The following is a 12,518-nucleotide window of genomic DNA, read 5'->3' on the forward strand; positions in this document are numbered from 1 at the left end:
CGCCCGCTTCGTCTAACCTGACTTTGCCGCCGCTGTGATTTGCAATCGCGGCGCATCCATCTCGACGCTTATGAAACGGAGAATATTCATGCTCAAGCGCACCCTGGCACTGACCGCAGGCCTGGCCCTGTCCTTATCCGCCGTGCTGGCGCAAGCCGCCGACGTTTTGAAAGTCAGCGCCATTCCCGACGAAGCACCGACCGAACTGCTGCGCAAATTCGAGCCGTTGGGCGCCTATCTGGAGCAGGAGCTGGGCATGAAAGTCGAGTTTGTGCCGGTTGCCGACTATCCGGCAGTGGTAGAAGCCTTGGCCACCGACCGTCTCGACATGGCCTGGCTCGGCGGCTTTACCTTCGTTCAGGCGCAGCTGAAAAGCGACCCGAAAGTCATTCCATTGGTGCAGCGTGAGCAAGATGCGCAGTTCACCAGCAAATTCATCAGCGCCGACCCGAACGTCAAAAGCCTCGCCGATCTGAAAGGTAAAACCTTCGCGTTCGGCTCGGTCTCGTCGACCTCTGGCAGCCTGATGCCGCGCTATTTCATGCTCAAGGACGGCATCAAGCCAGAATCGTATTTCAGCCGTGTCGGCTACTCCGGCGCGCACGACGCCACCGTCGCCTGGGTGCAGGCCGGCAAAGTCGATGCAGGTGTGCTCAACGCCAGCGTCTGGCAAAAACTGGTGGACGCCGGCAAGGTAGACACCAACAAGGTCAAAGTCTTCGCCACCACCCCGACCTACTTCGATTACAACTGGACCGTGCGCGGCACCCTCGACCCGGCGCTGGCGGCGAAGATCAAGCAAGCCTTCCTCGACCTCGACCCGGCCAAACCTGAGCAGAAGAAGATTCTCGATCTGCAAGCCGCCAGCCGTTTCATCGAAACCAGCCCGGACAACTACAAAGGCATCGAGGAAGCCGCCCGCGCTGCCGACCTGTTGAAATGACGTTACGCCTCGAGCAAGGTTTTCTGCGCCACGCCAACGGGGTCGAAGCCTTGCGTGGTGTGGATTTGCAGATTGGTGCGGGCGAGCAAGTGGCGATCATCGGCCCGTCCGGTGCGGGTAAATCGAGTCTTCTCAACTTGCTGGCCACCGCTGTGAAACCCAGCAGCGGTGAAATCCAGGTGCTCGGCCAACGCGCCTGGCACTTGTCCGCCCGTCAACGGCAACGCCTGCGTGCGCACATTGGTCTGGTGCATCAGGCGCCGCCGCTGCCGCCACGACAACGGGTGGTGACAGCGGTGCTGGCCGGCAAGCTCGGGCAATGGAGCCTCGGCAAAAGTCTGCTCAATCTGCTGCATCCGCTGGACGTGCCCGGCGCCCGCGCGGCGCTGGCGCGGCTGGATCTGAGCGACAAACTCTTCGCTCAATGCCAGCAACTGTCCGGCGGGCAATTGCAGCGCGTCGGCATTGCGCGAGTGCTGTATCAGGCGCCGGAAATCTTGCTGGCCGATGAGCCGGTTTCGGCGATGGATCCGGTGCTCGCCGGGCACACGCTGTCGATCCTGTCGCGGCATGCGCGGGAACATAACGTCACGTTGGTGGCGAGCCTGCATGCGGTGGAACTGGCATTGGCGCACTTCCCGCGCATCATCGGTTTGCGCGATGGGCAGATTCTGTTTGATAGCCCTTCTGCAGAAGTCAGCCGCGAAATGCTTGATGCGTTGTACGCCAACGAACAACTGCAATCGCCGGTGACCGTCGCGGCGTCTCTGACTGTGCAGATTCCTCGATGCTGAGTGCTGATTCACGCGATCCCGCTGCTTGGCCACGGCTGTTGCTTACGTTACTGGCGATTGCGTTGCTGTGGCCGGGAATTCAGCTCAGTGAACTGGATTTGGGCGTGCTGTTTAATGCCGACAGCCAAAGTGAAATGGGCCGCTTTGTCTCGGCATTCTGGCCGCCCGCGCATGATCGGGATTTTCTGCAATTACTCCTGAAAGCCACCCTGCAAACCCTGGCCATCGCCACGGCCGGCATGGCTTTGGCGCTGCTGCTGGCGGTGCCGGCCAGCCTGCTCGCCAGCCGCGCGCTGTCGCTGTCTGCGGCTTCGCGTAGCGGCCGACCTAGCCGTCTCGGCCGACTGCTGCGCTGGCCGGTGCGCGGCTTGCTGATCTTCCTGCGCAGCGTGCCGGAAATCGTCTGGGCGCTGCTGTTCGTGCGCGCCGTCGGCCTCGGCCCGGCGGCGGGCGTGCTGGCCATCGCCATCACCTACAGCGGCATGCTCGGCAAGGTCTACGCCGAAATCTATGAATCCACCGACCAACGCCCGGCCCACGCCTTGTTGCAGGCCGGCAGCGGACGGCTGGCGAGTTTCGCCTACGGCGTTCTGCCCAATGTCGCGGCGGAATTGCTCTCGTACACGGTGTATCGCTGGGAATGCGCGATTCGCGCGTCAGTCGTAATGGGCTTCGTCGGCGCCGGAGGCTTGGGACAACAGATCGACCTATCGATCCGCATGTTCGCCGGCGGTGAAGTCGCAAGCATGTTGCTGACCTTCCTGCTGCTGGTACTCGGCGCCGACCAACTCAGCCGCCTGCTGCGCTGGAGGCTGGCATGAAGCGCCTGATCAACCTGCTGCTGATCGCCGGCATCCTCGGCGCAGTCATCGCCTCATTCGCCTACCTCGGCCTCGACCTCGAAGCACTCGCCAGCGCCGACAGCCTGAAACACATGGGCAGCTACGTGCAGCGCTTCCTCAGCCCCGATCTGAGCGCGGGATACCTGACAGCCGTGCTGCGCGGCTCAATGGAAACCCTGGCCATGTCCGCCCTCGGCACCCTGCTCGCCGCCATCCTCGGACTCACCCTCGCCCTCCCCGCCGCCGGCCGCTTCGGCTGGCCCCTGCAAAGCGCCTCACGCCTGCTGCTCAACGCCCTGCGCGCCATCCCCGAACTGGTCTGGGCCGCTCTCATGGTCCTCGCCGCCGGCCTCGGCCCCAACGCCGGCACCCTCGCCCTCGCCCTGCACACCACCGGCGTACTCGGCCGACTGTTCGCCGAAGCGCTGGAGAACACACCGCCAGAACCTGCAGAGGCGATTCGTTTGCAAGGCGGCAATCCGGTTCTGGCGTTTTGCTACGGCACGCTGCCGAACCTTGCGCCGCAGTTGCTGGCTTATTGTTTGTACCGCTGGGAGAACAATATCCGGATGGCCAGCGTACTTGGGTTTGTTGGCGCGGGTGGGTTGGGGCAGATGTTGTATGTGAGCTTGAGTCTGTTTCAGGAGGCGCAGGCGAGTACGGTGATTTTGGCTATGTTGGTGTTGGTTTTGGGGGTGGATATGTTGAGTGCGTGGAGTCGGGGGCGGTGGGTTAAGGCGTAGATTTTCGCATCCTCAAGCCTGCCTATAGCGATCAGTGAGCAATTAGCCCCTCATCGCTTCTTAAGCAACTTGTTCACGTAATACTTCAAACTCCACCGATCCTTCGGTCGCGGCTTGTAGTGCGTTTTATTCCGCTGCGACGGATCTGATGCCTGCGTACTCGCGGTGTAGTAATAAAGCGCAATGGATCGGCGTGTGATGCCCTCAGGCGTAGTCAACGGCTCCGGATGTCCGTGATTGCTGTCCTTGTCCGTGTTGAAGATCACGCACCGGTTATAGATCGGTAAAACCTTTTTCAGGCATTTCTTCATCCCTATATCCCAAAGCTCCAGGTTCCCGCCGTACTCCTCCTGCCAATCCTCCGTCAGGTAAATGATCACGTTCAGCCGCCGCTCAACGTTGAGCTTTTTGTTGAGGCGAAAGTCCGAATGTACGCCGAGGAAACCGCCACTTCTCGTTTCGTGCAGGCCACCACCGGTGAAATAGGGATCGGGGATCAGCCCGTGAATGCCGGTCAGCTTTTCAAGGAATTGCAGCATCGGCGCGGAGTTGAAGGTGTTGAACACGCTCTTCAAGAAGGGGCTGCATTCGTTCGGGCTGATCTGGCGCTTGAGTTGGCCTTTGTAGCCGCGCTCGTAAAGCATTTCGTTGTTGGTCGGTTCAACCGGGAAGTTTTCGCGGATGCTGGCGATGACGTCTGTCTGCAGGAAGTTGTCGATGACGATGTGCGGGAATGGGGTCGCCTGGCTATATTCACTGGTCAGCGACTCGCCGAAAACGCTGGCGGCGTTTTGGTCGAAGTCGAGTTGCGGGTTCAAGGTGATGGGGAGTGTTTGCGTGTTGGCTGACATTGACGCTCCAATGGTCTTTAAAACTTTCAGGGTTCGTCAAACAGGGCCTGAGACTCGGCACAGTGCCGCTGTTGGCTCGCGGAGAAGAGGTACGAGCAGGTTGCCACGTCAGCAATGGCCTGCCGAGTGTCCTTTTCCAAAACGTGGTGGGACGCTGTTACGGCATGTTTCTGGCTGTCACAAACATGTCGGTATGAAATAGTCCCCTTTTCGTACTTTTCGCAGGGAGTAACGCAATGACCCGGTTTCTGTTGTTACTGACATTGGTACTCAGCGTCGCGAGCTGCGGCAGCGTGGATGTCGCTCGTTATGCGGATCAAAAACCGGCATTGAGTCTGGAGGATTTTTTTAGCCGGCCCGTCAAAGCCTGGGGGATGTTTCAGAAGAGCAACGGTGAGGTAACCAAGCGTTTCGGGGTCGACATCGTCAGCCGTCGTGAGGACGGCAACCTGATTCTCGACGAGCGCTTCCTTTACAGCGACGGCACTCGCCAGCGCCGTGTCTGGACTCTGACGCCTGAGGGCCAAGGCCGCTGGAGCGGGCGCGCGGACGATGTAGTGGGTGTCGCCAAGGGCCAGATCGCTGGCAACACGTTGCACTGGCGTTATCGCCTGAACCTGCCGGTCGACGACTCGACCTACGAAATGAGCATGGACGACTGGATGTACTTGATGGACGAGGACACCTTGATCAACCGCACCAGTATGTCCAAGCTCGGGGTAGAGGTCGGCCAGGTAACGTTGTTCTTCCGTCGCCAGAGCGCCGGAGCGAGTCAGTGAACCGCCCCAAACAGGATCCGCGCTGTGCCGAGGAAAACTCACATCACCAAAAGCGACACATGCCTGCGATTATCCGCCTAGCTCAACCGGAAGATGCCCAACTCCTGCCCGCCATTGAAATCTCCGCTGCTCAAGCATTTCGCATGATTGATGAGTTGAGTTGGCTGGCTGAATCGCCTCCGATGTCCATCGAGCGTCATAGCCAACTAATTGCGCTATCGACCTGTTGGGTTGCACTTGATGCCGAAAATCGGCCACAAGGATTTCTCAGTGCTGAGCGCCACGGCAGTGATCTTCACATCTATGAATTATCAGTTATGCAATCGATGCAAGGACAAGGTACGGGGCGGCGCCTGATTGAGGCAGCGAAGGATTATGCACGCTCAAACAGACTGGGTTTCGTGACGCTTACGACATTCACAAACGTGCCATGGAACGCACCGTTTTACTCCCGCGCAGGATTTCAGATTAGAGCCACCACAGACCTGGATCAGAGGCTCGCGGGGATATTGCGCGAGGAGTACAACCACGGATTCGCTCCGGAAAGTCGGTGTGCCATGGCATGGTCGGTGATTTAAGTGCAAAACCTTCAGGCCTCTAAGCCCCTGGGAAAGAAAAGCAGAAAAGCGGACAGATTTATTTTAGCTGGATAACGAATCCGTCCCCTTCTTCCACAAGATGTCTGCTTGTTGTTGACGAAGTCGGGCGCTGACGTAAAATCGCCACCCCAAAAAACAGCGTGCATATCGAGAAGGTGCTTCGATGCAACGGGTGATGATTGTTGGTCAGCCTGGGTCGGGCAAAAGCACTTTGGCGCGTGAGCTTGGGCTGCGCACGGGCTTGCCAGTCGTTCATATAGATACAATCCACTGGCAGCCAGGGTGGGTCGAACGGAGCCGGGACGAGAAGACGCGCCTTTGTCACGAGGTCGAGGCCTGTGATCGCTGGATATTCGAAGGTGGCCATTCAGCCACTTGGAACAACCGGATGGCCCGCGCCGATATTTTGATATGGATTGATCGTTCGGCGACGCTTCGATTCTGGCGCGTGCTGCTCAGAACGCTGCTCCAGCGCGGCCGGTCTCGGCCTGATCTGCCGGAGAACTGCCCCGAACTGCTGGCGAATCTGCCAGAGTTTTTTAGATTCATGTGGCGGACAAAAAAATCAGCGCGGGTGAAGATGCAGCAACTCGTGGCGACTGCACCATCGGCTTGCCGGGTCGTTCATCTGCGGTGTAATCGCGATATCAGAGTTTTTCTCACGAGCATTGGATATTTGGCTGGCCAGAATCCGCGAGATTGATCGACGGTTGACTGCTTTAGTACGGAAACTGCCGGTTGCGAGCGGCTGGTATTGGCCGAATGCAGCCTTTCTTGAGAGGCAGCGATCGGCCAGAAGCGGTCGTTCGCAGGCTTCTTAAAGTTGCAATTGTTAGATCGTTACCCATATGAGCTTTTCAACTCTCTGTATTCTTCCGTCCGACCATTCAAGTTTTACAAGGTGCTTCGACTTGGTGCTGAGGCTCACGGATGCAATGAGTTCAACAGCCTGATGAACATCAAGGAACTGCAGCGGAAATTTTTCATTGATCTCGCGCTCTGAAATAACTTCATTTCCTTCAGGAAACTCTATTGAGACATTCTGTGCGAGCGCCTTACCTTTATTCCAAATTTTCAGTCGATACTTGTTGCTTCCCAGCTTTAGAAAGGACGCGCCGAGCTCAGCTTGCTTTTCGACCTCAATTACCGTGGTTTCTTTCTCAAGCAGTAACTGATTAAGCTTCTCTTGTGTAAGAATCAGTTTTTGCTGCCGATTGTTAAACTTAATAGTTTTGAAAGTTGCATAGATTGAAAAAACCAATGCAAGCCCTGCAATTATGTCTCCGGAATCTACTACAAAACTAATCATTTGAATTTAATATTCTTGCTACCCTTGAAGGCATCTTTCAAAGTCTTTCTAATCTGGCCGGCAATGTCTTTTGAAACGTTTGACTTTACTTCATTTAAATTCTCCTGGATGTTTTCACTATTCTCGCGCAAAAGCTCATCGCGCTGAATTACTCTCTCGCACTGAACGCATTTGACTTCAGGACTTTCAATCGTTTCAGATTCAAAAGATGAGCCTCCACAAGTCGGGCACTGTAGGGCAATAGTACGGGAGTGCTTATCAAGATTCATAATCAACCTCAGCTGTTTGAGATAGGGTTGGGCTGAAATGCGCACAGCTTGGGATTGAGTATAGCCCAAGCTAAAAAACAAGCGCTCACGGCATTAGCTGTCCGTCTCATTCACGCCAAAAGGGTTGCGGCCAAAACTGTCTCAGGGCTCAAGTCTGCTTTCGGCCGCTCCGGAGGCGAGACAACGCTCCTATCTGCTTCCATACCCCTGCCCAAGAACTCGACTTAGCGGCGATTTTTCCTGCGATATGAGCGAGATGGGTAGCTATGTACTACTGTTTGAAAGCTTTTCATCTACTGTTCTTTAAGGAGTATGTATGTTTACTGATATCAAGCCTGGCCCGAAACCTAAGCGCGAGGATGGCAAAGACGACCGCAGACGGCACGTAGATCCGCCTAACGATAAAAAACACCCGACTTTACCTATTCACAAGCACAAGCCTGGTGACTAGACGCAGAATGGCAGCCCTTCGTCATTTAGTGTGCCGGAGGGTAACTTATTAGCCGTAAAAATAATTCTGTGCGCTTTTTCCGTCGACTTCGGTGGTTTTTCAAGTGAATAAGCCGGGGAATTTGAGCCCTTGGTGTCTCATAGCATTATGCTTGACCTTTCGAGTCGAGTGACAAAATGACCACTGTCAAAATCCTGAATCTTGCATCGTACGCTTTTCAGCTCCTTGCTCTGTGGCTCGCGACACGCATAGATCTGAAAATGCTGGCCATCAGCCGAGCTGAGGAAGAACTACCGGTCTATTTTTTAAAAGAAATATATGAAAAAGCGAGAGACGATAAGCCTAGGATGCCAAGCGAAGCGGAAATCAGGTTTCGTCAACTAAATAACACCAATGATGAAAAACGCAATGGTGCGTATCTAAGGTGGGCAGCCACCTTGGTTGCCATCTCAATAGTTTTGCAGGGGATCGCCACTTGGGTGGCTCCAGATTGAGTGTGCTGAGTGAAAAATCTTGCGCGAAACCTCCGCTAGAAGGCAGGGTTTACCGTTTGCATAAGCAAAGGAAAGCGGATGTTTTGTCACGTAAAAAATGGATGTTTTACTTATAAAACAATTAGTTGTGACTCTAAAGTGCACGGCTTGGGGGCTAGGGCTCTAATTAGCTGTCATGTCGGGCGCCATGTCCGCATTCGGCCAGATGCAGTCACTCAAAACATCTACTAAATTGAGGTCGATTCACTCAACGAATTTTTCATACGCACGTTTTTCACATAAATCGTCCCATATTTTCTTTGGAATCAATTTGCTTGACCAACCGTAGTATCCCCAAGTTTTGGCGATGTCTTTCTGCCAGCAGGCATCACACATTAACGAATGGAAATGAACATCGTCACTTATGATGTCTTGGTAAATAGCATGCAGACTCTGCGGATTATTACAATAGCATTTGAATTTCTTGTCTCTTTTACGCTCATGAAGTGGCCCTACGAGCCGCTCATAGATTTTTGGATGACACTTTTTAAGGCGTTGATTTACTGAGTCCAGAACATCAGTTCGATCTTTATCAATAGCATTGTCACGAAGATTCAGCAGACTCTGCTCAGAGTCATATCTTCCCTGGTTGATTCTGGAAACAATACCACTCATACATCAACTCCATGTGACTCGTAACGCTTGACCAAGTGCTCGTCAAGCTTTCTGTTTTAGATTCAACAGACACCTAGCCCAATCCAGGCAGACACTACTACCTGCGGCAGAATAGGCGAACTGTGAATCGCCGCTACGACATGAGTCATATAATCGCTCTCCAGCAGCGTCGATACCAGCGCTCATTTGACTGTCTCTCTCGCAGCCTTTTCAGATTCTCTGCAACCTGCATGGCTTGCTCAAGAAGCAAAGCGTTCTCCTCATACGCACTTGGATCACTGGTGCCTTGGTACAATTGCCCACCCTCCGATACGTCTCTCACGACACTATCCGCAAGCTGGTAGAACCTGACAATGAGGGCCGCTTGTTCCGCGTCTAGGCAACCAATGTTTTGAATGTTCCCGGCATAGACCCTACAGTAATGGTCAGCGACGGGTATCCTATATTCCTCGGCCGGCTTCGAAGGGTCGTTGTTATAAAGCTGGGCACGCATTCTCAAGTCCTGCAAGAAGTGACGATGCCTAGTTATCTCTATGAGCGCCATGATCTCCGAGTAAATAGCTCGACCAACAGTGTTGTGCTCCCGAGCTAGCTTCAACCACCACGCAAGGATAGCCAATACGACAGGCAGTAAAAATTTGACTACTTCGTCCATGAAACCTCCTAGTTGCGAGAATTCCAAAAGGAAGCCCTAAGGGCTTCGTTGTCAGTATCTGTCAGCTTTCATTAAAGCTCATGCGCTAGCCCTATTGGAGAAATAGGAATCGCCACTGCGATCGTACACACTTCGTGCGGCCGCTTTTGGCCGATAGCTGCCTGTCACCAAGCAACTCCGGCCAAGCGATGGTCAAGTTATGTGCGCTCACAGCCCCCTAGACGAGGTGGCAAATGCTCACACCTTCACCTCAACATTATCCAGCGCCTGATTCACCGCCAATTCCCCCAACATCACCACCTGCGCAATCCCCAGCGCAGTCTTCCGGTGAGCAGGATCCAGCACGGCAGCAAAATTATGGAGCATTTCCCCGGCCGAACCGAGAGATTCGCTGGCGTTAGCCAGCAGCGATTCGGTGTCATAGGCCGTATTGGCGATGAACATGGGGTCGTGTTTGTGGTGGCTGCCCATGATGCGTTGCTTGGGCGTCAGGTAATGGTCGAGGGCGCGTTCGGCGGCTTCGTTGAGGGTTTTGGAATCGGGGAATTGGTAAGGGGAAACCGGGTCGGTTTCTGGAGGATTTGGCGTAGGTTTTATCATGGTGTAACTCCCAACGGATAAGCGATTAGGAGCCATCACCCTCGCTACCAAACGAAGGGTGGTGGCCATACGCAGGTTGGTAGACCGGCCGTCAGGAACCCCGGCGCGTCCGAGGACGCCCCGCGCATGACCACCATAGAACGGAGACGATAAGAGTCGCCGCAAGACAGTAGTCTTGTGCTGCTGACGGACACGGGCTACCAAACCCGATCACTGTTTCTCAGTGACCGACCAACAATAGAACCCGCGCCGTAGACGCACAAGCCGGCGGATTCTGGCGTAGTCGTAGGCAACGGCGCAAGCCGCTGTAGCCTTTAGGGAGTAACGTTTAGTGTCCTTAAACACCATCGAAAAACCCGATTAAACAAGGTTGGAGGTGAATCAGGCGTCAGATCACGTCGAAGTCGCGCAACCACACGAATGCTTACCGCTCAGCGCAGAAATTCCCCACTAATCAAATGCTCCGTTGAGAACTTCATAAATGATTCCGGTCGCCAGCGCGACCAGTATCAAGTCGGTACCGGCCTGCTGCCATTCGTATCCGTCGTAATGAGGCAGTCTGCCGACCAGCCGGCCATCGAGTTTTTTGGCGATGCCGGGTGGAAGCGGTTTACCCCTCGCAAGATTCTTTTGAATGCCGGGTGGCAACGCTGGGCCTTGGCTCCAGTAGTCTCGATAGCCGCCGACAATTCCGAGCACGCTACCGCGGTCAATACTCGGCCCATGGCTCCGGTCTGCGTCGGCACTTTTGCCCTTGTTTGTATGCGACTTCGAATTGCCTTGGGCTTGGCCGTTTTGCGCTTTTCCCTGACCCTTCCCAGGATCGGCCAGTGTCGTCACCGAGCCGCAGGCAAGCGCGAGACAAGTAATCGTGGCAAATAACGCGCGAACGTTGGGCATGGTTCGTTCCTTCAGAAGACCAAGGGGTGTCTTTTAACCATAGACGCATTTGACGATCAGGGCGTCGTTACGCTTGACCTGCAACGACAGCCTTTCAGAAACTGGAAAGAAGGTGGCAGCGCGTGCCAAGCAACCGCCGATTCATTGGATGAAGAGCTGAAGGAGTTTTCGCATTGGGACATTTTCTGAGTGAGCCGCAGTTGACCGACGTCAGAGCCGCACTCTCCTGGCCGTTCAACGATTTTGCCGTCGAGTATGACTACATAGCGAATAGCGTAAGAGGCGTCGATCCTGACGTACTTTACGAAATCCTTTATTCAGAGGTCGCACCAGTGTGCTTCACCAACCTTATGACGCCCGTGCCCCCGGTGTGGACGGGCTTCGATCCCGATCTACTCAGGGCTTCGATAGAGGAAAGGTTGGCGGCAAGGGAACGTAACTGGTTTCGCAGGCAGTTTGATAAAGCGTTGGTGCGCTGGCTGAAATACAACTACAGCGACATCTGGAAGGAAATTGCTTCCAGGCTATGAGCGCCTGAACGCGCCGCGGTTAACAGCCATCCGCCGTATCTTCGTCGGCTGCTCTACAACGACTCAAGCCGCCAGCGAACCTTTCCCCCAAAAACACCGTCCGAGCTTAGGCATTAATGTTTACCGCTCGCCACGAGGTTTCCGTTTGAAAGCTGCCATCATCAAAAAATACCGTCTGATCATCAAGACCATGGGTTATGTAGGCTGGGCTTTGTTCTGGCTGTTGCTCTGGGACATTGCCGTTACTGTGGACTTCATGCTGTTCCTCAACGCCAAGATCAACCTGCCGTTGATGCCGCTGACGTTGCTCGGTTCGGCATTGGTGGTGCTGATCAGTTTTCGTAACAGCAGCGCGTATAACCGCTGGTGGGAAGCGCGGACGTTGTGGGGGTCGATGATCAACAATTCGCGCAGCTTCGCCCGGCAGGTGCTGACGTTGCTGGATGACGCTGGCGCCGAGGTCAATCCGGTCAAATCGACTCTGCTGCGCCGCCACGTGGCGTATGTGAATTGCCTCGCGGCGCATCTGCAGGGCCATCCTTGCCCGGATGAAATCCGTGCATTTATTCCTGCGGATGAATTTGCGCGCAGTGGCACCACCAATAACTTTGCCAACGACATTCTCACCGGCTCGGCGGCGTTGCTGGCGCGCGAGTACAAGGCCGGACGGCTGGACAGCATTCGTCTGGCCCGGCTGGAGTCGACGTTGGTGGATTTGTCCAACAGCCAAGGTGGCATGGAGCGGATCGCGAATACGCCGCTGCCCTACCCTTACGTGTATTTTCCGCGGCTGTTTATCTCGCTGTTCTGCCTGATCGTGCCGGTGGGCCTGGTTGAGTCGCTGGGCTGGTACACGCCACTCGCCTCGACCGTGGTGGGTTTCATGCTGCTGGCCATCGAACGCATCGGCACCGACCTGCAAAGCCCGTTTCGCCATAGCGAACATCAGATTCAGATGGAAGCCCTGTGCGAAACCATCGAGAAAAACCTGCAATCGATGCAGCGAGATTCTTTGGGGCATGGGCGCAGGCTGGAAGAGCCGGCTTGAGGGTTTGCGCTCCGACGCCCGAAAAAAACCGATATATCAAACTAACCCGCAACAACC

The 12,518-nt window shown here is 55.0% G+C and carries 17 protein-coding genes; 10 read left to right on the top strand and 7 right to left on the bottom strand.

Annotated elements, in window-relative coordinates; genetic code table 11:
• Positions 1 to 70: 70 nt before the first annotated feature.
• From ACP7BN_RS01860 to phnE, 4 genes are read left to right on the top strand one after another with little or no spacing between them, the layout of a single operon-like run.
• Positions 71 to 943, top strand: a complete 873-nt coding sequence (locus ACP7BN_RS01860; protein ID WP_426201127.1) for a putative selenate ABC transporter substrate-binding protein — start codon at positions 71 to 73, stop codon at positions 941 to 943.
• Complete coding sequence (locus ACP7BN_RS01865) at positions 940 to 1,737, top strand: phosphonate ABC transporter ATP-binding protein (RefSeq protein WP_426201129.1); 798 nt, start codon at positions 940 to 942, stop codon at positions 1,735 to 1,737. The genes ACP7BN_RS01860 and ACP7BN_RS01865 overlap by 4 nt, the downstream gene beginning before the upstream one ends.
• Entirely contained in the window at positions 1,731 to 2,558 is an 828-nt protein-coding gene (locus ACP7BN_RS01870) for a PhnE/PtxC family ABC transporter permease (RefSeq protein ID WP_426201131.1), read from the top strand. The genes ACP7BN_RS01865 and ACP7BN_RS01870 overlap by 7 nt, the downstream gene beginning before the upstream one ends.
• Positions 2,555 to 3,322, top strand: a complete 768-nt coding sequence (phnE, locus tag ACP7BN_RS01875; protein WP_420650937.1) for a phosphonate ABC transporter, permease protein PhnE — start codon at positions 2,555 to 2,557, stop codon at positions 3,320 to 3,322. Before ACP7BN_RS01870 ends, phnE begins: the two co-directional genes overlap by 4 nt.
• A gap of 50 nt (positions 3,323 to 3,372) precedes the next feature.
• Here the strand turns inward: phnE and ACP7BN_RS01880 are convergent, their stop codons facing one another.
• Complete coding sequence (locus tag ACP7BN_RS01880; protein WP_426201134.1) at positions 3,373 to 4,173, bottom strand: 2OG-Fe(II) oxygenase; 801 nt, start codon at positions 4,171 to 4,173, stop codon at positions 3,373 to 3,375.
• Between the two features lie 236 nt (positions 4,174 to 4,409).
• On the opposite strand from ACP7BN_RS01880, the gene ACP7BN_RS01885 reads away from it, so the two are divergent.
• The 3 genes from ACP7BN_RS01885 to ACP7BN_RS01895 all read left to right on the top strand — a co-directional run bounded on the left by ACP7BN_RS01885 (position 4,410) and on the right by ACP7BN_RS01895 (position 6,254).
• Positions 4,410 to 4,952, top strand: coding sequence for a DUF3833 domain-containing protein (locus tag ACP7BN_RS01885; protein WP_426201136.1), 543 nt, complete (start codon positions 4,410 to 4,412; stop codon positions 4,950 to 4,952).
• A 59-nt stretch (positions 4,953 to 5,011) separates the two neighbouring features.
• The gene (locus tag ACP7BN_RS01890) at positions 5,012 to 5,530 is read left to right on the top strand and encodes a GNAT family N-acetyltransferase (RefSeq protein WP_426201573.1); all 519 of its coding nucleotides are present in this window, start codon (positions 5,012 to 5,014) and stop codon (positions 5,528 to 5,530) included.
• 184 nt (positions 5,531 to 5,714) lie between these two features.
• Positions 5,715 to 6,254, top strand: coding sequence for an AAA family ATPase (locus ACP7BN_RS01895; RefSeq protein ID WP_426201138.1), 540 nt, complete (start codon positions 5,715 to 5,717; stop codon positions 6,252 to 6,254).
• Positions 6,255 to 6,383: 129 nt separating this feature from the next.
• Here the strand turns inward: ACP7BN_RS01895 and ACP7BN_RS01900 are convergent, their stop codons facing one another.
• On the bottom strand, positions 6,384 to 6,860 hold the full coding sequence (locus tag ACP7BN_RS01900; protein ID WP_426201140.1) for a hypothetical protein: 477 nt from the start codon (positions 6,858 to 6,860) through the stop codon (positions 6,384 to 6,386).
• The gene (locus ACP7BN_RS01905; protein WP_426201142.1) at positions 6,857 to 7,129 is read right to left on the bottom strand and encodes an ECs_2282 family putative zinc-binding protein; all 273 of its coding nucleotides are present in this window, start codon (positions 7,127 to 7,129) and stop codon (positions 6,857 to 6,859) included. The genes ACP7BN_RS01900 and ACP7BN_RS01905 overlap by 4 nt, the downstream gene beginning before the upstream one ends.
• A gap of 627 nt (positions 7,130 to 7,756) precedes the next feature.
• On the opposite strand from ACP7BN_RS01905, the gene ACP7BN_RS01910 reads away from it, so the two are divergent.
• Positions 7,757 to 8,074 carry a hypothetical protein gene (locus ACP7BN_RS01910; RefSeq protein WP_426201144.1) on the top strand — a complete coding sequence of 106 codons (318 nt, stop codon included), beginning with the start codon at positions 7,757 to 7,759 and terminating at the stop codon, positions 8,072 to 8,074.
• A gap of 243 nt (positions 8,075 to 8,317) precedes the next feature.
• Here the strand turns inward: ACP7BN_RS01910 and ACP7BN_RS01915 are convergent, their stop codons facing one another.
• From ACP7BN_RS01915 to ACP7BN_RS01930, 4 genes are all read right to left on the bottom strand, one after another.
• On the bottom strand, positions 8,318 to 8,728 hold the full coding sequence (locus tag ACP7BN_RS01915) for a hypothetical protein (protein ID WP_426201146.1): 411 nt from the start codon (positions 8,726 to 8,728) through the stop codon (positions 8,318 to 8,320).
• A 145-nt stretch (positions 8,729 to 8,873) separates the two neighbouring features.
• Positions 8,874 to 9,383 (bottom strand): hypothetical protein, encoded by a 510-nt coding sequence (locus tag ACP7BN_RS01920; RefSeq protein ID WP_426201147.1) that lies wholly within the window; start codon positions 9,381 to 9,383, stop codon positions 8,874 to 8,876.
• A 237-nt stretch (positions 9,384 to 9,620) separates the two neighbouring features.
• Positions 9,621 to 9,983, bottom strand: a complete 363-nt coding sequence (locus ACP7BN_RS01925) for a DUF6124 family protein (RefSeq protein WP_426201149.1) — start codon at positions 9,981 to 9,983, stop codon at positions 9,621 to 9,623.
• 450 nt (positions 9,984 to 10,433) lie between these two features.
• Entirely contained in the window at positions 10,434 to 10,883 is a 450-nt protein-coding gene (locus ACP7BN_RS01930; RefSeq protein WP_426201151.1) for an anti-virulence regulator CigR family protein, read from the bottom strand.
• 173 nt (positions 10,884 to 11,056) lie between these two features.
• On the opposite strand from ACP7BN_RS01930, the gene ACP7BN_RS01935 reads away from it, so the two are divergent.
• Both ACP7BN_RS01935 and ACP7BN_RS01940 read left to right on the top strand, forming a co-directional pair.
• Entirely contained in the window at positions 11,057 to 11,413 is a 357-nt protein-coding gene (locus ACP7BN_RS01935) for a DUF7079 family protein (RefSeq protein ID WP_426201153.1), read from the top strand.
• A 145-nt stretch (positions 11,414 to 11,558) separates the two neighbouring features.
• A complete protein-coding gene (locus ACP7BN_RS01940) occupies positions 11,559 to 12,461 on the top strand; it encodes a bestrophin family protein (protein WP_426201155.1) in 903 nt (300 codons plus the stop codon).
• Positions 12,462 to 12,518 lie beyond the last annotated feature (57 nt).

This window comes from Pseudomonas sp. TWP3-1, from assembly GCF_049896625.1.
In the GTDB taxonomy this organism is placed as follows: Bacteria; Pseudomonadota; Gammaproteobacteria; order Pseudomonadales; family Pseudomonadaceae; genus Aquipseudomonas.

Coding starts and splice junctions, on each gene's coding strand:
- ACP7BN_RS01880 (WP_426201134.1), bottom strand. CDS start 4,173: ATGTCAGCCAACACGCAAACACTCCCCATCACCTTGAACCCGCAACTC.
- ACP7BN_RS01930 (WP_426201151.1), bottom strand. CDS start 10,883: ATGCCCAACGTTCGCGCGTTATTTGCCACGATTACTTGTCTCGCGCTT.
- ACP7BN_RS01900 (WP_426201140.1), bottom strand. CDS start 6,860: ATGATTAGTTTTGTAGTAGATTCCGGAGACATAATTGCAGGGCTTGCA.
- ACP7BN_RS01890 (WP_426201573.1), top strand. CDS start 5,012: ATGCCTGCGATTATCCGCCTAGCTCAACCGGAAGATGCCCAACTCCTG.
- ACP7BN_RS01925 (WP_426201149.1), bottom strand. CDS start 9,983: ATGATAAAACCTACGCCAAATCCTCCAGAAACCGACCCGGTTTCCCCT.
- ACP7BN_RS01910 (WP_426201144.1), top strand. CDS start 7,757: ATGACCACTGTCAAAATCCTGAATCTTGCATCGTACGCTTTTCAGCTC.
- ACP7BN_RS01920 (WP_426201147.1), bottom strand. CDS start 9,383: ATGGACGAAGTAGTCAAATTTTTACTGCCTGTCGTATTGGCTATCCTT.
- phnE (WP_420650937.1), top strand. CDS start 2,555: ATGAAGCGCCTGATCAACCTGCTGCTGATCGCCGGCATCCTCGGCGCA.
- ACP7BN_RS01870 (WP_426201131.1), top strand. CDS start 1,731: ATGCTGAGTGCTGATTCACGCGATCCCGCTGCTTGGCCACGGCTGTTG.
- ACP7BN_RS01915 (WP_426201146.1), bottom strand. CDS start 8,728: ATGAGTGGTATTGTTTCCAGAATCAACCAGGGAAGATATGACTCTGAG.
- ACP7BN_RS01895 (WP_426201138.1), top strand. CDS start 5,715: ATGCAACGGGTGATGATTGTTGGTCAGCCTGGGTCGGGCAAAAGCACT.
- ACP7BN_RS01865 (WP_426201129.1), top strand. CDS start 940: ATGACGTTACGCCTCGAGCAAGGTTTTCTGCGCCACGCCAACGGGGTC.
- ACP7BN_RS01905 (WP_426201142.1), bottom strand. CDS start 7,129: ATGAATCTTGATAAGCACTCCCGTACTATTGCCCTACAGTGCCCGACT.
- ACP7BN_RS01860 (WP_426201127.1), top strand. CDS start 71: ATGAAACGGAGAATATTCATGCTCAAGCGCACCCTGGCACTGACCGCA.
- ACP7BN_RS01885 (WP_426201136.1), top strand. CDS start 4,410: ATGACCCGGTTTCTGTTGTTACTGACATTGGTACTCAGCGTCGCGAGC.